The organism is Alkalihalobacterium elongatum (genome assembly GCF_019024285.1).
In the GTDB taxonomy this organism is placed as follows: Bacteria; Bacillota; Bacilli; order Bacillales; family Bacillaceae_F; genus Alkalihalobacterium; species Alkalihalobacterium elongatum.
The window spans coordinates 74,564-96,106 of record NZ_WMKZ01000002.1; the positions used below are offsets into that span (position 1 = coordinate 74,564).

The 21,543-nt window shown below is 36.1% G+C and carries 16 protein-coding genes and 1 tRNA gene; 5 read left to right on the plus strand and 12 right to left on the minus strand.

All coding sequences use genetic code 11. The features are described from left to right. Window positions 1-45 precede the first annotated feature (45 nt). The 5 genes from GKP30_RS04280 to GKP30_RS04300 form a co-directional block, all read right to left on the minus strand. Window positions 46-1,239, minus strand: coding sequence for an alanyl-tRNA editing protein (locus GKP30_RS04280; protein ID WP_216828173.1), 1,194 nt, complete (start codon window positions 1,237-1,239; stop codon window positions 46-48). A 122-nt stretch (window positions 1,240-1,361) separates the two neighbouring features. Continuing rightward, window positions 1,362-3,542 carry a malate synthase G gene (locus GKP30_RS04285; protein WP_216828174.1) on the minus strand — a complete coding sequence of 727 codons (2,181 nt, stop codon included), beginning with the start codon at window positions 3,540-3,542 and terminating at the stop codon, window positions 1,362-1,364. Between the two features lie 480 nt (window positions 3,543-4,022). Next, window positions 4,023-5,213: a DUF4129 domain-containing protein gene (locus tag GKP30_RS04290; RefSeq protein WP_216828175.1), complete on the minus strand. Its 1,191-nt coding sequence runs from the start codon at window positions 5,211-5,213 to the stop codon at window positions 4,023-4,025. Beyond that, entirely contained in the window at window positions 5,194-6,258 is a 1,065-nt protein-coding gene (locus GKP30_RS04295; protein ID WP_216828176.1) for a DUF58 domain-containing protein, read from the minus strand. Before GKP30_RS04295 ends, GKP30_RS04290 begins: the two co-directional genes overlap by 20 nt. A 137-nt stretch (window positions 6,259-6,395) precedes the next feature. Then, on the minus strand, window positions 6,396-7,349 hold the full coding sequence (locus tag GKP30_RS04300; protein WP_216828177.1) for an AAA family ATPase: 954 nt from the start codon (window positions 7,347-7,349) through the stop codon (window positions 6,396-6,398). Window positions 7,350-7,909: 560 nt separating this feature from the next. On the opposite strand from GKP30_RS04300, the gene GKP30_RS04305 reads away from it, so the two are divergent. Further along, window positions 7,910-10,330, plus strand: a complete 2,421-nt coding sequence (locus tag GKP30_RS04305; RefSeq protein WP_216828178.1) for a S8 family serine peptidase — start codon at window positions 7,910-7,912, stop codon at window positions 10,328-10,330. Window positions 10,331-10,404: 74 nt separating this feature from the next. Here GKP30_RS04305 and GKP30_RS04310 read toward each other — a convergent pair whose 3' ends face one another. The 3 genes from GKP30_RS04310 to GKP30_RS04320 form a co-directional block, all read right to left on the minus strand. After that, window positions 10,405-10,659, minus strand: a complete 255-nt coding sequence (locus GKP30_RS04310) for a hypothetical protein (RefSeq protein ID WP_216828179.1) — start codon at window positions 10,657-10,659, stop codon at window positions 10,405-10,407. 118 nt (window positions 10,660-10,777) lie between these two features. After that, a complete protein-coding gene (locus GKP30_RS04315) occupies window positions 10,778-13,456 on the minus strand; it encodes a YhgE/Pip domain-containing protein (protein ID WP_216828180.1) in 2,679 nt (892 codons plus the stop codon). Window positions 13,457-13,718: 262 nt separating this feature from the next. Next, window positions 13,719-14,810: a DUF4097 family beta strand repeat-containing protein gene (locus tag GKP30_RS04320; protein WP_216828181.1), complete on the minus strand. Its 1,092-nt coding sequence runs from the start codon at window positions 14,808-14,810 to the stop codon at window positions 13,719-13,721. Between the two features lie 487 nt (window positions 14,811-15,297). Here GKP30_RS04320 and GKP30_RS04325 point away from each other — a divergent pair, with 487 nt between their 5' ends. Further along, a complete protein-coding gene (locus GKP30_RS04325) occupies window positions 15,298-15,474 on the plus strand; it encodes a hypothetical protein (protein WP_216828182.1) in 177 nt (58 codons plus the stop codon). A gap of 117 nt (window positions 15,475-15,591) precedes the next feature. Beyond that, window positions 15,592-16,239 carry an adenine nucleotide alpha hydrolase family protein gene (locus tag GKP30_RS04330; protein ID WP_216828183.1) on the plus strand — a complete coding sequence of 216 codons (648 nt, stop codon included), beginning with the start codon at window positions 15,592-15,594 and terminating at the stop codon, window positions 16,237-16,239. Between the two features lie 72 nt (window positions 16,240-16,311). Here the strand turns inward: GKP30_RS04330 and GKP30_RS04335 are convergent, their stop codons facing one another. The 3 genes from GKP30_RS04335 to GKP30_RS04345 form a co-directional block, all read right to left on the minus strand. Beyond that, the gene (locus GKP30_RS04335) at window positions 16,312-16,575 is read right to left on the minus strand and encodes a hypothetical protein (protein WP_216828184.1); all 264 of its coding nucleotides are present in this window, start codon (window positions 16,573-16,575) and stop codon (window positions 16,312-16,314) included. 293 nt (window positions 16,576-16,868) lie between these two features. Beyond that, on the minus strand, window positions 16,869-17,075 hold the full coding sequence (locus GKP30_RS04340; protein ID WP_216828431.1) for a YuzF family protein: 207 nt from the start codon (window positions 17,073-17,075) through the stop codon (window positions 16,869-16,871). A gap of 234 nt (window positions 17,076-17,309) precedes the next feature. Next, window positions 17,310-17,385 (minus strand) — tRNA-Val (locus tag GKP30_RS04345). A gap of 301 nt (window positions 17,386-17,686) precedes the next feature. On the opposite strand from GKP30_RS04345, the gene GKP30_RS04350 reads away from it, so the two are divergent. Together GKP30_RS04350 and GKP30_RS04355 are read left to right on the plus strand one after the other, a co-directional pair. Further along, window positions 17,687-18,976, plus strand: a complete 1,290-nt coding sequence (locus GKP30_RS04350; RefSeq protein ID WP_216828185.1) for an ATP-binding protein — start codon at window positions 17,687-17,689, stop codon at window positions 18,974-18,976. A 180-nt stretch (window positions 18,977-19,156) separates the two neighbouring features. After that, window positions 19,157-19,810 carry a glycoside hydrolase domain-containing protein gene (locus GKP30_RS04355; protein ID WP_216828186.1) on the plus strand — a complete coding sequence of 218 codons (654 nt, stop codon included), beginning with the start codon at window positions 19,157-19,159 and terminating at the stop codon, window positions 19,808-19,810. A 259-nt stretch (window positions 19,811-20,069) separates the two neighbouring features. On the opposite strand, the gene GKP30_RS04360 is transcribed toward GKP30_RS04355, so the two are convergent. Continuing rightward, on the minus strand, window positions 20,070-21,518 hold the full coding sequence (locus GKP30_RS04360) for a SulP family inorganic anion transporter (protein ID WP_216828187.1): 1,449 nt from the start codon (window positions 21,516-21,518) through the stop codon (window positions 20,070-20,072). Between the last annotated feature and the right edge of the window lie 25 nt (window positions 21,519-21,543).

Below are 21,543 nucleotides of genomic sequence, written 5' to 3' on the forward strand. Positions count from 1 at the left end.
ATCGTACAATAAGGCAACGTGTTGTTCAAGCTTTTCTGTCACCAATTATAACAGTTTAACCACTTTATTAAGTAATTGTTGACCAGTTATTATGGCTTCACCACCGCCCTGAGCTAATACTTCATTTCCTCCGCCTCTACCATTTACTAATGGTAATGCTTGTCTAATAATACTATTCATACTTACTTCACTAGTAGCTCCACGGCCAAATACAAATTGAAGCTTGTCTTCATTTTCTGCTACAAGGAACACATTAAGATCATTTCTTTCAGTAGTTAAAAGTCGAACTAGCTTTTGTAATTCTTGAATAGTACGATCTTGAAAAACACTAGTTAAAATGAAGAAACCCTCCTGAAGATTAGCCTTCTCAAGAAGTTCCCTCACCTCATACTTAAGTAGTTGTTCACGGGTTTCCTCTAACGTTTTTTGAAGGTCCTTTTCCTGTTCTAGTAAACGATTAACTGCGGATACCATCTCTTGTTCAGGTGTACTCAGCAACTGTGTTAAATGACTAACTACTTTGTGCTTCGCTCGAAATTGTTTCAATACGCGTTCTCCACACACAAACTGAACTCTAATCTTCTTTTTTTGACGTTCCCAATTTAAGATTTGGATCGCTCTCACTTCTCCCGTTGTATTTGGGTGGGTTCCACCACACCCGTTATAATCCAATTCAGGAATGATGACGAGTCGGATGCCACCTTGAACGGACGGCGCTTTTCGTAGTGGGTATTGACTTAACTCCGATTCAGTTACCCATTTTGTTTCAACGGGCCGATTCTCAAGGATTACTTGATTTGCTAGAGTCTCGACTTCAATAACTTGTTCTTCTGTAAGTTGATCGATATCTAAATCAATCGTGACAAATTCTGTTCCTAAATGAAAACTTACGGTTGATATATTAAACAACTCTTCAAAACAGGCTGATAAGATATGTTGACCTAAATGTTGTTGCATGTGATCGAAACGCCGCTCCCAATTAATGACACCAAACACTTCATCAATAATTTCTAGTGGCTTTTCTATGTAATGACGAATTTCTTCGTCCGCCTCGTCAACATTTATAACAGGAACATCATTTAACGTTCCAATATCATGAGGTTGCCCACCACCTGTAGGATAAAATGCTGTTTGAGCTAGGACGACATACAGGTTTCCAGTCTCATCTTTTTGTTGCTTTACGAGCTCTGTTGTAAATGATTGAATATACCCATCACTGTAATATAATCGGTCTGCCAATATAAACACCCCTTTTGAACAATTCCCTTAATACATTATCGTTAGGACTATCACTCCTGTTATTATACAAAAAAAACAGTGTGACCGCATATGAACTACGGCCACACTACTTTAAATATTACTTATTTTATTTGAGCAGCAAATTTAGCTTTTGCCTCAATACGACGACGGTGTAAGATCGGCTCTGTATAACCACTTGGTTGCTCAATTCCTTTAAAAACAAGCTCGCATGCTGCTTGGAATGCAACCGAGTTATCAAAATCAGGTGCCATCGGACGATAATCCGCATCTCCTGCATTTTGCTCATCTACAACTGCAGCCATACGCTTCATCGTTTCTAATACTTGTTCTTCTGTACAAATGCCGTGGTGAAGCCAGTTCGCCACGTGCTGACTTGAAATACGTAATGTCGCACGGTCTTCCATTAACCCTACATTATTAATGTCAGGTACTTTCGAACAACCGACACCTTGCTCGACCCAGCGCACAACATAACCTAAAATACCCTGAGCATTATTATCAAGCTCTTTTTGTACTTCTTCAGCACTCCATTGTGGATTAGACTCTACAGGAATTTGTAAAATTTGATCCTGGAGGTTTGTAATGCTATTTTTTAACTCGTTTTGAATAGAAGTCACTTCAACTTGGTGGTAATGTAGGGCGTGTAATGTTGCAGCAGTTGGTGATGGTACCCAAGCTGTATTAGCACCAGCTTTTAGTTGACCACCTTTTTGCGTTAACATTTCTGCCATTAGATCTGGCATCGCCCACATACCTTTACCAATTTGTGCACGCCCTTGTAAACCACACACAAGACCTATGTTTACATTTGACTTCTCATATGACTGTAACCAAGTTGAAGATTTCATATCATTTTTACGAATCATCGGGCCTGCTTCCATCGATGTATGCATTTCATCACCCGTACGATCAAGGAAACCTGTATTAATAAAGACAACGCGTTCTTTTACTTCATTGATACAATTTTTTAAGTTTAGAGATGTACGACGTTCTTCATCCATAACCCCAATTTTTAATGTATGGCGCTCAAGACCAAGTAAATCTTCTATACGGTTGAAAAGTTTGTTAGAAAATGCAACCTCTTTAGAACCATGCATTTTTGGTTTAACGATATAGATTGAACCTTCTGTTGAATTTGTTAGATTACTACTTTTCAATAAATCATGCTTAGCTATTAAACTAGTAACTAAACCATCTAAGATACCTTCTGGAACTTCTTGACCATTGGCATCAAGTACTGCGTTATTTGTCATTAAATGACCAACATTACGAACGAACATAAGCGAACGACCACGTAATGTTAATGAGTCACCAGAAAGAGTTGTATACGTTCGATCTGAATTAAGCTGACGAGTAACTGTTTGGTTTCCTTTTGCAAATGTTACTGATAGATCACCTTTCATCAGCCCTAACCAGTTACGGTAAACCTCAACTTTATCCTCTGCATCTACTGCAGCTACAGAGTCTTCACAATCCATAATCGTTGTAAGTGCCGATTCCATTAGAACATCTTTTACACCTGCTTGATCAGACTTACCAATTGGATGTTCACGATCAATTTGGATTTCGAAATGCAAACCATTATTTTTTAATAGAATAGTTGATGGATCTTCAGGATGTCCTTGATAACCTACTAATTTTGCTCCATCTTGAAGTTCAGATGTTTTTCCACCACTATGTAAAACAACTAATTTATTATTTTTAATTGAATAGTTTTCAACATCTTTATGATTTGCATCTACTAACGGTGCAGCTTGGTCAAGAAAGTCTTTAGCAAATGAAATTACTTTTTCACCACGAACTGGGTTATAGCTTTTCCCTTTCTCTGCTCCATTTTCTTCAGAAATTGCATCCGTACCGTAAAGAGCATCATATAAGCTTCCCCAACGTGCATTTGCTGCATTTAAAGCATATCTTGCATTATTAACAGGTACCACTAATTGCGGTCCAGCTTGAAGAGTGATTTCATCGTCAACATTTTCCGTTGTAATCTCAAAATCTTCTAATTCAGATTCTAGATACCCAATCTCTTGTAAAAATGATTTATATGCATCAAAGGAAAAGTCTTTATTTTCTTTATGCCATGTGCTAATTGCTGATTGCAATTCCTCGCGACGCTGTAATAATTCCTTGTTTTCTGGAGCTAACTCAGTGATTAACGTTTCTAAATTTGTCCAAAATTGCTCACTAGTAAGCCCACTTCCTGGAAGAGCTTCAGAATTAATAAATTCATATAGAACTGAAGCCACTTGAAGATTTCCTACCTGTAAATAGTCTTTCATACTTTTTGCCTCCTTCAAATGATCACATAATTCATTTAGTCAAACAGCCCTTAAACTGTTATATAACATTATGAACTTATTATATAACATATAACTCAAAAAGGAAACAATTCTGAAAAAACTAAACGATAAATTTCAAAATGTACTACTCATAATAGTATGTCAGAGTATCCTAGTCACAAAAGTATTCAAAACACCTTAATGTGGGTATATAGCAATAGTTAATGCGCTTTGGAACCGCAATCTTGCTGGATATGGAATTATTGCGCTCTAAAATTAGCTTTGTAACAGGAATCTTACATTATATGAAATTATCACACTCTAAATTGAGCTTCGAAACCATAACCTTCCTTTATTTGGCCATATTACATTCTAAATTGAACTTTGGGAATCTCTACTTTCAAGGGCTAAACTAAATTTATTCATTAAGAAACACCGTCTTAGTTAGACGGTGTTTCTTTACCTATAAGTCTTCTTTTCCTAATTTTTCTCTTTAACAACCTGTTGTTGAAACTCTTTAATTGCCCGACGATAATCTTTTACCTGTTCCTTGGAAATCTCTTTTTTCCCGTACCTCACCTGTTGGTAGGTCGAGATAATGATCTCTTTTATATGTGGATCTACCTCAAAAGGGCGGAACCATTCCTCAATCGTCTGCCCTGGCTTTCTCCCTACTCCTTTTTTTGAAAGATTTTTCTCTAAATCAAAGAGCATACGCCTTATTTCATTTTTCGGCTTTTTACTTTTCCAAAATGGAGGTAAATTGTTTATCTTAGAAACAGTTAGCGTATCATTTACTGTGGTGGTTATTCCTTCTTTTTGAATAGGACGAAATTTCTTTTTAATGAAAATAGATACCACCCAAAATAAGAGGCCAATTCCAACGAGAATTAACACAAGATTTCCAATCGTAGCAGCTAAGTCAAAGACGGGAAATTCGTGCAGTTCCTCAAGAGGATCAACTAGCTCCCCACTCCCGCCTTCACTTTCTCGCTCAATAATGTCAGGGTCATAAAAGCTTAATAAATAAAAGAACGGATAAGCAATTAAATAGAAGATATAAACTAAAGTACGAATAAAAAAGGACAAGATACTGCTCAACAGCGGGTACATAAACCAACCGATAGTAGCGATACTACCTAATAATATAACGATACCAAATTGCCACTTAGCACTGCTCACCTTTTTAGTCGCAGTGGTACTCCCCTCCGAAAATTGACCTAATTTTAACGCAACAACGAGTAAAAATTGAACGATAACAATATAAATGAATATCTCTCTTGTCTCTAAAGAAAAGAAATGCAAAAAGTAAAGTAAGCCAATTATGAATGTACATAAAAAAACATTCCAAGGTTCATTCGATTCTTCAATAAGTGAAATAGTCCGCCAGAACCAATAAACCGCAAGTAAAAATGCTAAAATAATATAAAACCCAACTAAAAATGCGACAACAGCAACGAACAGAATACAGAGCAATCCTAGTTTCATGCTTTTGAATTTTATCAAAACCAACCGATAGGAAAGGGTTGCAATTATGACCCAAGCAGCAAAAGCTATGAATGGCGGATAGTCTCCATGAATAATATAAAGAGGCAAAATAATTAGATACAGCAAAAGGACTTCTACACCTAAATTTAAAAAATGTAAGGCATTACGGTCTGTCAGCTTCATCTAATTCACCCCCTACAGATAAAACTTGCCCTGCTTCTGCATTGGAATACACACGATAGATGGTTGCTCCATCTAGCTCCCACTGTTTATAGACAAGCTGATCCTCTCGATTTAATGCACCAAAGTGCAAGAAGAAAGTATGCTCATTGGAATTAACCCTAACAAATTGAAGCATTTCACTACTATTGGTTAGTACCGTACTTTTACTCACTCTCGCTAATAATTCTAGTGCTTTTAATAAATGATCTTTACCACTACCTATTGGCAAGTGAATAAACGGGCCCCTTGGTCCCCTCATATTAATGAATAGTTCGTATGAAACTTGATGCTTAGTAGCAAATTGCAAAGTGTACGCGACATGGCTTAGTACTTGTTCTAGGTTATTTATCGTTTGACGTTTAACATCTGCACTTTGGATATTTACAATTACACACCATTTGAGTATCGTTGTCGTCTCAAATATTTTTGTCTGAAGCGAATTCGTTCTAGCTGTAGCCTTCCAATCTATTCGATTAAAAGGATCGCCTGGACTATAATCTCGAGTCCCCATTGCCATCATCACATCTTCATGGACTGAATGATTTTTTGGACGCTCTCCTTGGTTACGTTGCATAATCTGCTGAAGACCTTGTACCAGAACTAATGAAGGATAAACAATTAATTCTCCCCGAAAACGACCACGATATCCAAGCCGCACTTTTCCTGAATTTATAAAATCATAAATCGTATATTCAATCGTTCTTAATTGTACAATCCCTCTTTTTAAAGCTTTTACCCTCGTATGATGCATTACTTTTTGTTGTCCTAAAACGGCTACATTACTTGTATATATCCCTTGTTTATTTGTTTGCTGATCGATCATTGCCATCGCTTCATCAGGACCATAAAAGAAAAGCGTTAGTTCTCCGTTAGGAATGGGAAGTTTTGTGGGGTTTTCAATTGGGATCTTAAGTGTCCCTTCATCGCCTGGAAACATACGTACTGTCGTTTTATCTTCTGGGATTATTATGTATCGGCTAATATATTTTAAATAATAATGGTTCAAATATATCAACGCGCTGAAAAGCAAAAAAACACTAAAGAGGATAGCCGATTTCGTATAAATAAAAATAACGATTAGTATAGGCAAAGACCAAAGTAAATAATTATATAGCTTTGGAACGATATATTGCTCGGTCCAATTCATGATCGATCAAAGCCAGACTCTACTGGAACTTCTACCTTTGCTAAGATTTCTTCTAAAACCTCCTGCTTTGTTTTGCGCATTGATCCTTCTATTGAAAGAACAAGTCGATGTCCGAGCACATAACGCGCCATTTCTTTCACATCTTTTGGAGTTACATAATTACGTTCGGATACATACGCTTTTGCTTGTGAGGCTCTCATGAGAGCAAGCGTTCCTCGTGGACTTACTCCAACTTCTACATATTGTGAATTTCGTGTTTCTTTGACGATATTCAGGATGTACATCTCTACCTCGTCTGTCAAACTCACCTTTTTAATACTTTGTTGCATATCCTTAATCTCATCCAATGTGAATACGACATCTAGTGAATCAAGCGGTTCATTCTCACGATACATCTTTAACATTTGCTGTTCTTCTTGCAGAGTCGGATAGCCTACATTAATTTGAAGTAAAAATCGATCCATTTGAGCTTCAGGTAATGCGAACGTTCCTTGTTGAGAGTCAATCGGATTTTGGGTTGCGATTACTATAAATGGTTTAGCTAGTGAGAGCGTTTCTCCATCTATGGTCACTTGCCCTTCTTCCATTACCTCGAGTAAGCTGGATTGTGTTCTCGGTGTCGCCCGATTAATTTCATCGGCTAACAAAATATTCGTCATTACAGGACCAGGGCGCAGTTCAAACGCTTGCTCTTTCGGATTAAAAAATTTTATTCCCGTCACATCACTCGGTAACACATCTGGAGTAAACTGAATGCGTCGGAACGTTGCATCCAGCGACTTGGCTATTGATTTCGCCAACATTGTTTTCCCTGTACCTGGAACATCCTCTAGTAAGATATGGCCTTTACTTAATAAGGCAATGACCATTAATTCAGTCATTTCTTCTTTCCCAACCAACACTTTGCCAATTGAAGATTTCAACTCGTTTATTTTTTCTATTCTATTCATTTAGGTCCTCCTTTTAGTGAGTACATTACAATACTTCCTTCTATTAATAAAACGTGAAAATAACCCTGTATTTCAACCTGCTAATTTTATACTAATCCTACGTTCTATAGTGTTCTATAGTTTCATTAATTTAATCTTTTCGACATGAATTGAAGTTTTTTTATAATTTTCAAATATTTACATAATAAATATAGTTATATATTACCATTACTTTATTACTATAAATTTTAAAGCTCTATTTTCGAAATCTTTTAAAAGTTATAGATTCAGACCGATATTATTCCTATATATTTCGAATCCCGAATTTACATTCCGCTTATAAGTCTCATCCTAATATTTCTCCATATAAAAACAAGGACTTTTTAACTAACATTTTCTATTACTTTGTTAAGTTTTCTGTCTTTTAGGAATATTTACTCGTTTTTGAAAAATGAAAGGAATATTAACTGAATGTAACGAATTTTTTAAAATATTGTGGGAAATCGTGTGAAATTCGGAGGTGAACATAAGAAAAATAGCTACTATCCACTAAAAAACTCAGGTAAGGGGTGTTTTATTAAATGTGTCGTAAGCTTAAAACGCTTGTCGTTTATTCACTAATTTTCGTATTGGCACTTTCAAGTTTTAGCACTTTTGGTTCGTCAGTTAATGCTAATCAATCTTCATCAAACTTTGCAAATATCCAGCTTGACTTTGATGGAAATTCTTCTGAAATAACAACAGTAATCGTAGAGTTAGAAGAAGAGTCAATCGTTGAAGCTAAACATAAAGGAAAAAAACAAACAAAACAAAAACTAGCAGCTGAGCGTAATGCAGTGATTGCTGATATTAAAAGCGCTGTAAGCTCTGCAGAAGTTAACCAAGAATATGATTATGTATTCTCTGGATTTTCACTAGAAATTGCAGAAAACGAGATTGCTAATCTTGCTGCAGTACCTGGCGTAAAAGCAATTTATGCAAACCAAACGTATCAAGTAACTTCAGTAGATGAAGGGGAACTGTTAAACCCTGAAACATTCAGTCCTGCAATGATGGATAGTGCACCACATATTCAATCGGACCTGGCTTGGGATGCTGGCTTCACTGGTGAAGGTGTGACTGTTGCGATCATTGATACAGGTGTTGATTATACACATCCTGACTTAAAAAATAACTTTGGAAGTTATAAAGGCTGGGACTTCGTAGATAACAATAATGACCCACAAGAAACACCTCCTGGTGACCCTCGCGGTGGTTCAACTAATCACGGTACACACGTTGCTGGAACTGTAGCAGCAAATGGATTAATTAAAGGGGTAGCTCCTGACGCAACTCTTCTTGCTTACCGTGTTCTTGGTCCTGGTGGTAGCGGTACGACTGAAAATGTAGTTGCTGGAATTGAGAAAGCTGTACAAGACGGTGCTGATATCATGAACCTTTCTTTAGGTAATACATTGAATGACCCAGATTGGGCAACTTCTATCGCACTTGACTGGGCAATGGCAGAAGGAGTAGTAGCTGTAACATCTAACGGGAATAGTGGTCCAAATAACTGGACAGTTGGTTCACCTGGTACTTCTCGTGAAGCGATTTCTGTAGGTGCAACACAACTTCCTTACAATTTATTTAGTGCAGATATCTTTACTTCTGAAGGAGTAGATTACCCAAGTGCAGGAATTATGGGTTACCCGTCTGAAGAAGCTTTATTAGCTTTAAATGAAGGCGAGTTCGAATTTGTTGATGTTGGACTTGCAGGGACAGATGCTGATTTTGCTGGAAAGGATCTTGTTGGTAAAATTGCATTAATTTCTCGTGGAAGTTATGCATTTGTTGATAAAGCACAAAATGCTAAAGATGCAGGAGCAATTGGTGCTATCATTTATAATAATGTTCCTGGAGTTCAACCAGAAGTGCCAGGTACAGCAATTCCAATGATCAAGACGACATTAGAAGATGGTCAAAAACTATTAGCAGAGCTTGCAGCAGGTAACAATACAGTTGAATTTAATATTGAGTTTGTTAAAGAAGTTGGCGAAACAATGGCTAGTTTCTCATCTCGTGGTCCAGTTATGAATACGTGGATGATCAAGCCTGATGTTTCTGCTCCTGGTGTAGCGATCGTAAGTACGATTCCTACACACAATGCTGATAACCCACATGGTTATGCTGCATTCCAAGGAACGAGTATGTCAGCTCCACACGTAGCGGGTGCGGCGGCACTTATTTTAGAAGCACACCCTGATTGGAGTGTCGAATTTGTTAAAGCTGCTCTAATGAATACGGCGGAAAACTTGTATGATGTAAATGGAAACCTTTACCCACACAATAGCCAAGGTGCTGGAAGTATCCGTGTACTTGATGCTATTAATGCTGAAATATTAGCTACACCTGGAAGCCACTCTTTTGGTATCTTCTCAAATGAGGAGGACAAGGAAGTAAGACGTCAAAGCTTCACGATCCATAATCTTTCTGATGAAAGAAAAAGATTTACTATTGAATTTAAAGGTCATGAAGGGATTAAAGTCCAAACAAGTAATAATCTACAAGTACAAGCTGGAAGTACACAAAACTTAAACTTCGGTGTTCAAGTAGATACGGCTAATCTTAAGCCTGGTTACTATGAAGGTACATTCTTACTAAATGACGGAACGCAAACAATTGAAGTGCCGACCATCTTATTCGTACAAGAGCCTGATTACCCAATGCTTAACTCTCTAAACCTTGGATTATCTGGTGGTAATCTTGTTGGAACAGTCAATGTTCCTGGTGGCGCTGAAGAGTTTAACTTAAGAATTCGCAATGCTGATACAGGTGAGTTATTAGCTGAGCCTGCGAAAGCAACAAATGTTCCAAGCGGTATCCATAGCTTTAGCTGGAATATGACGATCAATGGCCAACCTCTTACACCTGGTCGTTATCAAATTAGTGCTTATGCTAAGACAGGTACAAATGAAATGGAATTAGTAGGTGGCGTATTAACAATTACATCTGAAGAAGAATAAAACTACTAACAAAAAACGATGTGTTTATAATTGACACATCGTTTTTTTCAATTAAAGAATGTTTTATTAGTCCTTTATTTTCGAATAACCTCTCCCATAATCGCTGCTAACAACTCAACATTGGCACCTTCATTATATAGATTTCCTTCAATTGGGCCTCGGATTGAAGCTTGTGAGTGCTTTTTTAAGCTTATATCACCTTTTACCCTAGCTAATAAATCAAGCTTCGCACCTGCTAATACCGTTACATTCCCGTCAACTTCACCGAGCAACATCGTGTCTGCTTCGATGACTACATCTCCGAATTGTTTCTCACTCACAATTTTCAATCGTACTACCCCCTTTTAGTTTCTATTACGTATACGACTTATATTGTAAGGAGGTTTCAAGTTTTCTAAATGTTCTTCTAATCTGGTCTTCCTTATTTATTTTTTCTACCTTACTGAATCAATCAACTAATCGACTAGATTTTGATTTTTCATACGTTTCTTGAATTCTTGCTGAAAGTTTTGGTTTTAACAAGCATCCGATCGTAAGTGCGAGTAACCAGAACCCACCTAGTATTAATAGATTTTTCCAAACAAGGATGGCAATTGCACCACCTACAGCTTCACGTAATAGATTAATAGCGTAGGAAAATGGCATGTATGGATGTACCATTTGGAAAAACGGTGGAGCTACTTCAATTGGAAATGTCCCTCCTCCACTTGATAGCTGTAAGACAAGTAGAACGATTGCCAATGCTTTTCCGATATTTCCAAGAATAGATGCAAGTGTATAAACCATTGTCATAAATATGACCGCGATAATTACAGAAAATAAAATTAATAACCAAGGATGGGCTGCATAAATTCCTAGTATTGTTAAATTCCCAATACTAACAATTAGTCCTTGTAACACTCCGACTATTAGGAACAAAAACATTCTACCAAAGTAAATCTGTCGTAAAGTAAATTCTTCTCGTCGATCAGCTGCATGTAAGTTTGTACTAATTAAATTTGATAATAATAAGGCTCCAACCCATAGACTTAATGTTGTGTAAAATGGAGCGTTTGCTGAGCCATAGTTAGGAATTGGAAATAAGTCTTCTTCAATTAAATGAACTGGACTTGCGAAAAATTCACTTTCCTCATCTAAATCATTTCGTAGCATTTCTATCATTTCATTAATTCTGTCATCTGATTCAATCAACCAGACCCGATCCGCTACCTCCCTAATGTTCTCTTCAACCTCTGGTAGCTGGTTTCGGCCAAACTCGGCTAGTTCCTTAATGGACTGTTGTATATGAGGTATATTTTCCTCAAGGGCTTTAGCAAGTCTCCAATACTCTTCCTCGACACCAGGTAGCTCTTCTTTAATTAATTTTGAAATGGAATTTACTTTATTTTCGATAACAGGTAAATCATTTCTAACAAAAGTACTTAATGCTTCTATTGTCGTAATAACTAAAGGTAAATCACCCTGTATTCGCTCTGTTAATTCATTCATTCGTTTTTCGATTTCTGGTAATCTATCAATCAACCTGGAAATGCTTTCTTCGCTTTCAATGCTTATCTTTTCGGCATAATTTAATACTTCTTCGATTGACTTCAATTCAGCATAAACCTCTTCTATTGAGGTTTTGGATTCGTATAGCTTACTTTGAATTTGATCGAACGCACCCTCAATATTTATATCACCTTCACCCTGTAATAAGGCATGAAGCTTCTTCGATGCTTGTTGGACTTCTTGCACTTTCTCCCGGGTAAGATGAAGTTGGTCTGATCCAACACTTCCTCCCTCTTCAACTGTCACTATGATAGACTCCACATCTCTTTGGAGCGACTCTAATAGATTTTTCGTTTGCGTAAGTTGGTCTATTATGGTAAGAATGCCTTCATCGCTAGAGGTTTCAAACAAAATAGTGTACATATCAATTGCGTTATCTAATACACGAATATGTGAGTTTAATTCATGGTTCAGTCTTTTTAATGTTTCAAGAGCTTTTTCTTGCTTCTGCTCATCTTCTAGAAAAACTAGAGCTTGATCAATTGCTGCTGCCGTCTGACTAATGAAAAGAACTTGTTTTGTTAATGTATCAATTACAGGAATTGCTGCCCCTTCTGCTTCATTAATAAAATTCTCCAGAGCCTCCATATACATTTCAATAGATTCCGCTCTTTTTTCAACAGCAGGGAGGGTCCCTTGCACATCTCTAATTGTACTTTGCGCTGTTCTTGTAACAACCAATGCTTCGTTCAAGTAATCGGCAATCTCTGCATAATGAGCATTAATTTTATCTAATTCATTTACAGCAGTTTCGATTTCAGGTATGGCTTCTTCTAATTGTAAAATACGCTCCCCAAGTTTATATAATTGGGGAAACTCGTTTTCAAGCCGCAGAATCTGGTCTGCTCCTTCTTTAATCTGTGGAAAGAACTCTTCTAGAGCAAGAAAATGTTTTACACTTTCTTCAATTTTGTACCAATTCTTATCGAGATCAATAATCCAATTAGCAAATTCATTTACTTCAGGAAAACGTCGCTCTAAGTCATAGATCGCTTGTTTTATTCTTCGCAGAGTTGGTAATTCCTCTTCTAATCTAAGACCAAGTTTATCAAACTCCTGAAACAAAGCTTTTGATGTTTCCGCAACAAATTGATCATTAATCTCTTTTACAATCGTTGAAGCTCCAGCGGAAGTCATTTTCGGAGCAATCGCATTAATTTTCTCATTAACTTGATAGTAGACTTCAGCCTGAACTGGATCCCCTGATAAAACGTGAACGAGATCTTTAGAAAAATGACGATCAATAAAAATACTGGCATAATAATCGCCGTATTCAACACCTCTCTCTGCATCCTCTCTTGAAACAAACGACCAGCCTAGGTTTTCATTTTTACTTAAGTTTTCAACAAGCTCTTCACCTATATTGAGATACTCACCTTCAACCTCTGTTCCTTGGTCCTCATTAACGACCGCTACCTGAACACCTTTCGTGTTTGCATACGGATCCCAAGCAGCACCTAAATTAAACCAGGCATAAAGAGACGGTAAAATCGCTAATCCAATCAAAAGAATACCAACAAGTGGAACACGCTTAATGTTCAGAAGATCCTGTTTAAAAATACTCCATATATTCCCCATTCTTTTCCTCCCACTATCGAAGATTTCTACTGTTCATCCTACATTTTTATAATTCTTCACTGGACTGAATGCTCATTCATTATAAGATAGGAGTATGAACTGTATATGAACTAAAATATAGGTACAGCTAGATATAAACTTACATGGAAGTTTTAGAAATAAAACGAAGGTTTGTGAAGCACAACCATTGTTCATTACACATTTTAAGCAAAATAAAAAAGGGCTAAAAAAAATGAATTTTCCGCACCCTTTTTGTAATGTATTAATTTAATTGAAAGCTACCTGAAGAAGTTCGAACCGTAATTTTATATTGGCCAGAACCTACAACTCCATAAATGCGGTTACTGCTTTCTTCTTCAAATGAGATACCTGATATATTAACTTTTCCCTTCCCAGAGCTTCCCTTAAAGTCAACGATCGCCGATGTTACATCATTTAATCGAATTTCAACGCTACCGCTCGAGGTTGATACATCGATATCACCTTGTAACTCATTGTTATCAATAGTAATTTTTCCAGATGTGGCATTTACCATCAACTCACCAGAGATATTTCTTACATATATACTCCCTGATGAAGTTTTAATATTGCTTCGCTCTCCACGAAACTCACTTATATTAATTGAACCACTGCTTGCGCTGGATTGAATAGATTTTGCATGACTACCTAAAACCTCAATTTGACCACTTGAAGTGTTAAGATTAATTTCTTGGTCAACAATTACATTGGATACATTGATATTGCCAGAACTAGCTCTTATATCCAGAGATATTGTATTACTATCACGAATTTGAATTGCCCCGCTTGAAGAATCTATATGAGTCTCTTTTTTTGTAGTAATATTTGAAAGACTAATTTTACCAGAGCTTGAATTTACTTCTAGCTCCGTCGCATTAAGGTCACTGATTTGTATTTGACCTGATGCGCTAGTAACATTTATTTCCTTATACATTTTTTGAGGAATATAAATTTCAAGGTTAATGTTATTTTTAATGCCCCCGAAAATATTTCTAATAGTTTCACTTTGTCTCTCGACTTCAATTTTTAAATTATCTTCTCGTATTTTTACATTTAATGAGAAAGGATCTGTTAACCTACTGCTAACCTCACCTTTTAGTTGTATTTCGATGTCGTCATGTTCAACTGCCGGAATAATGTATACATTTGTAGATGAAGCAGTGACTTCAAGTGTTGTAATTATTTTCCCATCTACTATTTGACCTTCATTCACTTCAACAGTTTTAGAAAAAAAACTAAATACCGATTGAGTCGAATTATTATTTAACACACCCCATATCACAGAAACCAAACCAATTAATATTAGTATAATACCCAAAACTCTTCTACGACTCATCCTTTTATTTGCTCCCCTCTTTAATAACAGTTATTTTCATAAATAGCCTGTAAACTTAACCTACTAAATCTACGGATTAAATCAATTAAACTTAACAAGTTAAAGCTGAACAAACTTACCTTTCTTTATCTTAGTTTAGTTGTGGTAAGAAATCTCATATTTTATTAAAAATAGGGATTATTGAGCCCCACTTTCAGGTTATTCCCTGATAAATTAGTGAACCGCTTTCGTGATAAGATGGATTTAGGGGAGTAAACTCATATATATAGAATGTTGTAGCCGAGGTTAAAGACAAACCCTAACACTTAACCTTCAAATTTTTTTATAAATATTTTACATTTGTCTTTAACCACACTTACATAAAGTGCATAACATAGTAAGTGGCATACGAAAGTTATTACGATTAGATAAGGTTTTGTTATTGATATCAACATGATATAACACGGCCTTTTGATTTATTACTAGATAGAGAAAATGAGGTGCAAAGTTGAACACGTATAGAAGATTACCTACCGAAAATTTACTTGCCTATTATTATGAAATTACTAAAGAGATAAAAGAAGGCATCATCTCCAAAAGTGTATATTTTGAATTAGGCTTAATCATTTCGGTTGCTAGCGAGAGAGGTATTACGTTAGGTGATCCCTTTGATATTAAACAATGAATTTCTAAGATCCATTAGAGACTACATAGATTAGATAAGAGTCTTATATATGACCATTCTTAAAAACACTAGGGAAAAACGTAGATTACTATAACCCTAAAGAACCTAGGAGGAACTATGTTAACGGAAAGCATTTTAGTTTGTATCAGTAATCCAATCCACGCTGAAAAATTAATACAACGAGGGAAAGCTCTCGCAGAAGCTTTTGACGGGGAATGTCTAGTGCTATTTGTCAGTACGAAAGCCTATGATGAAATGGATTTTAACCAACTTCAAACAAAATACCTCTTTGAGAGCTTAGCAGAAAAATACTCAGTCCCGTTAATCACCAGAAATACAGATGCTAAAAATATTGCAACCGCTATTGCAGAAACAGCTCTCGAAAAAAACACCACACAAATTGTCTTAGGACAATCCATCCAAACGAAAGTTGAATTATGGACGAAAGAGCCAATCATTAATAATCTGTTATCAAAAATAACAGGAATAGATATTCATATTGTTGAAGTAACAAGGGATTTCCATTACGAGAGCCCTTCCTACGAAAGAGGCATAAATGCTCACTTAGTAGAGGAAAACGGACATTACGCATTATCGTTTGATTGCCTCACCGCAACAAACCTTAAAGGAGTTTTTTTCAAAGAGCAAGCAACAGATTTTTCAAATGGATTTTTCGTAATTGCCAGCCCTAACGAATTAAAAGTTGTTAGAATACGTGAAGGGTTTGCCCGCATGGAAGAAGTCATGGCAAATACAAACTCTTAATTTTCTCTAAAGTACTTTAAAACCAGCTTAGTGTTGATTTAGACTAAGCTGGTTTTAAGTTTCACTTTTAACTTATCTTTTAGGATTATTTATTATTTCTCCCTTAACCTCACTTATTAGCTCAATACGAGCACCCTCATTATATAAATTCCCTTCTATTTGCCCTCGTATAGATGCAATCGCAAATTTTTTTAATGTCACATTACCTTTAACCTTTGCCGTTAAGTCTAATTTTGCCCCTGGTAATACAACAACATCACCATTAACTTCCCCAATTAACATAGTATCTGTTTCAATAAAAACTGTCCCCGCTTGATTAACCAAAGTTAAATTCATCTTGTCCACTCCCCCAAATCAATGATTTCTTACTTACTCCCCTAACCTAGCATTACCTAAAAGTTTTGATAAACTTATGTAATTTTGAGTTGTTTGAAAGTTCCTTATAATTCATCTTTATCTTATCTTTTATATTTTTGTAATAGTATCAGGAGAACTCCTGAATTATTTGTAATATATCCCTTATTTACCATCGTGTTGATCAGGAAATGTAGTAAAGCATTATAGTAGCTACCTATTAGTAAGACTCTATAAATCATTAAAGTCCCGCTCAAAAAGAGCAGGACCTTATTTCAATTAGGCATTATCCAAATTATTTCTTGAATGCGAATAAAAAAAGAAGTGTCATTTGTTGATAGGACAATATGATCTGGTTTTACATCTACTAGATCACCCCGAATACTACCACGGCTTGTTTCCACAAGAATTTCCCTACCCTTTACGGATTGTAATGTTTCTACTACATATGGATCATACAGCATAACCATTTGTTGCTGCATAGTTGTGTGAGTATGGTGCTGGTGATGATTCCTAGTGTAGTCTATGTTATTGTAATACATTGCTTTCCCTCCTAATTGGTTTGAACAATGTATCATATGCCTATAAATAAGTTTGTTGTGGGCAATGGCCCCAGTTTTAGTAATTTAGCAGGAAAGAACAACTAATAAATAAAATAAAAAAATCCGAAAACAACAAAACCCCTTGCTACGCAAGGGGTTTAAGCTTCATATGTATGGTGACCCGTGACGGGATCGAACCGCCGACCTCCACCCTGTCAAGGTGGCGCTCTCCCAGCTGAGCTAACGGATCAAAGGTCTTTTTATTATCGACAAAATAAATATACTACATTAGACTTTAAGTGTCAACATTTTTTATACATTGCTTTCTATTATTCACTATTACAACGAGCTAAAAATAATTGAAATTGCGAAGCCAAAAATATACTATAAGTCTTTTAATAAATTACTCTATCCTCAAAGATTGTTGCCTTTCGTTATTTCAAGTTTACGAAATTAACTTAATAAATAGATTACCGTAGAAAACAGGTAGAAATAGGTATATTATTAATAATAAGGTTAAGAATATTGTCCTTTCAGCAAGGAGGAGCAAAATGGATATAGAGGAGCTTTTACTCAATTTCCTATTCATTATAGTAACTATATTCTTCTATCAGTTTTTCTTGGTAGAAAAGCTTCAGAGGTTTACATATAGCAGACAATCTATCCTTATTGGAATTATTTTTAGTATACCAGCATTTTTCTGTATGTTGTTTCCGTTTTTAATTGGTGATTCCCTGTTCTTTATTGATATGAGGGCTGTACCTTTAATCCTTAGTTATTTATACGGAGGGTTACCAGCAGGGATTATAACAAGCATTCTGATTATAATTCCGCGATCATTTTTGGATATAAATCATGGATATATCGCTTTTTTTATTATCCAATGCATTATTTTTATTGCGATGATTTACATCCTGCCTATTTATCAAAAAGGCAATTTTAAACAGAGATTATTATACGGTACTACCATCTCTTCTATATTCGCTATCATTATTGTAGCATCGGGATTATTTCTTTTACACATTCATCGAAGTATTGAAATTACTGAAATCTTTCATTATTTTATTTTAGCTATATTATCTATTACCTTTACGATATGGGGAGCAATCTACTTTATGGAGCACCATCACCGCCACATGATGATGAAAAGAGAAATGGAAGGTATGGAACAAATGAAGCTCGTCAGTGAATTAGCAGCATCGATCGCTCATGAAATACGAAATCCAATGACGGTTGTAAGGGGATTTATTCAAATGTTTCAAGGTGAAGAGCAAACGAACTCTAAAAATAAAGAATATTATAACATCATGCTAAAAGAAATAGACCGAGCACAATACATTATTACTGATTACCTATCATTAGCAAAACCTCAAAGAGAAGAAGAGGAACCTATTTCTGTAAATCAGTTAGTCACTGCAGCTGTTGAGGTTATAACTCCTTTTGCTAATTTAAATTCGATCTCTGTCAATAGCCATGTCCAGCATGAACCAGTGATTTATGGTAATTCAGGAAAGCTTCAGCAATGTTTAATTAATATTTTTAAAAACGCTATTGAAGCCATGCCTAACGGCGGTACACTGCAAGTTACTACATCAGTAAACAAAGATAAAGTTATGATTGAGATAGCTGATACTGGAATTGGAATGACCCAAGAAGAATTAGAGCGTCTTGGTAAACCTTTTTATACGACAAAATCAAAAGGAACTGGGCTCGGTATGATGGTCTGTTTTAGTATTATTTCAAATATGAATGGCTCCCTCCTTGTCGATAGTAAATTAGGTATAGGGACTACTTTTAAAATAATTGTCCCTTTATATAAAGAAAAGCTAGATTATCTATAAAGAAAAAGATAGTAAATAATGAAAGCGTTGACATCAATTAATCGTCACGCTTTTTTATTATATGTAATTAATTAGGGTAATAAATTACATCACTTGTCATAGTACAACATTTAAACCGATATGATATAAAAATAGATGTTCTTCGACTCTAAAATCGTATTGTACGTTAGGAGTGATTTGATGGCGAGAAGCATTTGGGGTGTTGATTCTGCAGCGGCCGTAACTCCTGCCTTATATGATTGTGTTATCGAAAACTTTGGTAAGCCTGAATACTGGGGCAGATATTTAACAACGATACCTAATGTAAGTACTGGTCTAACGAAAGAAGAAATCAATAGGTTAAGAGGAAACGGAATTAGAGTTATGCCTATTTATAATGAATTTTTAGAAGCCGTTGGGTATCGCACAGGGGAAATTACAGCTGCTAATGCAATTTTTCATGCAAGGAGACTAGGGTTTCCAACTGGAGTAAGAGTATTTGCTAATATTCAAAACATTTTTGATGTGGATGAAGCTTGGATCCGTGGTTGGGTTGACGCTTTTTATCCAAGTGGATACAAACCTGGGTTTTATCATGACCCAATTGAAGGACCATTTAGTGATGCTTATTGTGAAGCGATTGCCAATAGTGAAAGAGTGAAAGTCCAATCTGTCCTTTGGAGTGCCGAACCTGAACCTGGAACGACAACAAAGCAAAATCGACCAAAAAGATTTGCTCCTGCAAAACCACCGTGTGAAACAAATGTATGGGCATGGCAATATGGTCGAGATGCAGAAGAATGTCCGATTGATACAGTCCTCGCTGACAGACGCCTGTATGAAGATATGTGGTAAGATGTTCTTAATATTTTTTTGTTTCCATTACTATTAGTTGTTTAGTTCCTTCATGTCATGGTTTTTATCTCTATGATCATAACTATGAAAAGGCTGACAATGCACTCTTTTGTCCTCTCTAATATGATAAGGTTACTTTATGTTTGTTTTCGGATAAAATAATCCCTTAAAAGCAAGCGCCATTCTCAAGTTGTCAGCCTTCTACATTCAATATAAAGGCCATCCAAAATGGATGACCATAATATTTATTAAACTATCCTTAGTGACCTGAAGATATGCCACCAATTTTATTCATTAAATTTGTACTATCCCTATTTAAACCAATAATCTTAACATCAATATTATTTTGTTCGAACTTATATTTGATTTTATCAATTGCTCCAACTGCAGAGTCATCCCATAAGTGAGATTGACTTAGATCAATTACGACTTCTATGACATTTTCTTTGTAATCAAATGCAGCAACGAAGTCAGTAACAGAAGCAAAGAAAATCTGACCTTGTACATAGTACGTTTTCTTCTGGTTAATTACTTCTGCTGAAACGTTAACTTTGGAAATTTTTCCTGCGAAGAAAATCGCACTTAGAATAACCCCAGCAAATACTCCAATCGCTAGGTTGTGAGTAATAACAACGGTCGCAACCGTAACGACCATTACAGCAGCATCCGTACGAGGTACCTTATGAAGCGTACGAACAGAATTCCAATCAAACGTACTAATAGATACCATAATCATGACCCCAACAAGAGCAGCCATTGGGATTTGGACGACAAGGTTTCCTAAAGCTACAATAAGGATCATGAGGAATACACCTGCAACTAATGCTGATAATCTTCCACGACCTCCAGATTTAACGTTAATAACCGACTGACCAATCATTGCACAACCAGCCATACCACCGAAAAACCCTGTTATTACATTGGCAATACCTTGTCCACGACTCTCTTTATTTTTGTCACTTTCTGTATCTGTCATATCATCTACGATTTGAGCAGTTAATAAAGACTCGAGAAGACCTACAATGGCTAAAGCCAGAGCATATGGGAAAATAATCGCTAATGTTTCTAATGTTAACGGAATTTGTGGAATTAAAAACATCGGCAGAGCTTGTGTTAGTTCACCCATGTCTCCTACAGTCCTAACGCCCGTTCCCGTTAAAATAACAAAAGTTGTGATTACGATAATTGCTATTAATGTTGAAGGAACTACTTTTGTAAATCTAGGTAAGACATAAATAATCACTAGCGTTGCTGCAACTAATGCGTACATTACCCAAGTTGCATCAACAAATTGTTCTAACTGTGCCATAAAAATTAAGATCGCCAACGCGTTAACGAAACCTATCATTACAGAACGTGGAATAAACTTCATATACCGCGCTAGTTTAAAAACACCAAATAATATTTGAATAATACCAGTTAAAATAGTAGCCGCTAATAAGTATTGAAGCCCATGCTCCGCCACGAGTGTAACCATTAATAATGCCATTGCTCCTGTTGCCGCGGAAATCATCCCTGGTCGTCCACCGACAAACGCTATAACGACAGCAATACAGAAAGAGGCATACAACCCAACCATTGGGTCCACACCAGCGATAATGGAGAACGCAATCGCTTCTGGGATCAAAGCGAGTGCAACTACTATCCCAGCTAGCACATCTCCCCTCACATTACCAAACCATTCATTTTTTATTGTCTCGATATTCATTTTACACCTCTATCTTTAGTTTGTT

Coding starts and splice junctions, on each gene's coding strand:
- GKP30_RS04285 (WP_216828174.1), bottom strand. CDS start 3,542: ATGAAAGACTATTTACAGGTAGGAAATCTTCAAGTGGCTTCAGTTCTA.
- GKP30_RS04290 (WP_216828175.1), bottom strand. CDS start 5,213: ATGAAGCTGACAGACCGTAATGCCTTACATTTTTTAAATTTAGGTGTA.
- GKP30_RS04300 (WP_216828177.1), bottom strand. CDS start 7,349: ATGAATAGAATAGAAAAAATAAACGAGTTGAAATCTTCAATTGGCAAA.
- GKP30_RS04305 (WP_216828178.1), top strand. CDS start 7,910: ATGTGTCGTAAGCTTAAAACGCTTGTCGTTTATTCACTAATTTTCGTA.
- GKP30_RS04315 (WP_216828180.1), bottom strand. CDS start 13,456: ATGGGGAATATATGGAGTATTTTTAAACAGGATCTTCTGAACATTAAG.
- GKP30_RS04320 (WP_216828181.1), bottom strand. CDS start 14,810: ATGAGTCGTAGAAGAGTTTTGGGTATTATACTAATATTAATTGGTTTG.
- GKP30_RS04330 (WP_216828183.1), top strand. CDS start 15,592: ATGTTAACGGAAAGCATTTTAGTTTGTATCAGTAATCCAATCCACGCT.
- GKP30_RS04335 (WP_216828184.1), bottom strand. CDS start 16,575: ATGAATTTAACTTTGGTTAATCAAGCGGGGACAGTTTTTATTGAAACA.
- GKP30_RS04340 (WP_216828431.1), bottom strand. CDS start 17,075: ATGCAGCAACAAATGGTTATGCTGTATGATCCATATGTAGTAGAAACA.
- GKP30_RS04350 (WP_216828185.1), top strand. CDS start 17,687: ATGGATATAGAGGAGCTTTTACTCAATTTCCTATTCATTATAGTAACT.
- GKP30_RS04355 (WP_216828186.1), top strand. CDS start 19,157: ATGGCGAGAAGCATTTGGGGTGTTGATTCTGCAGCGGCCGTAACTCCT.
- GKP30_RS04360 (WP_216828187.1), bottom strand. CDS start 21,518: ATGAATATCGAGACAATAAAAAATGAATGGTTTGGTAATGTGAGGGGA.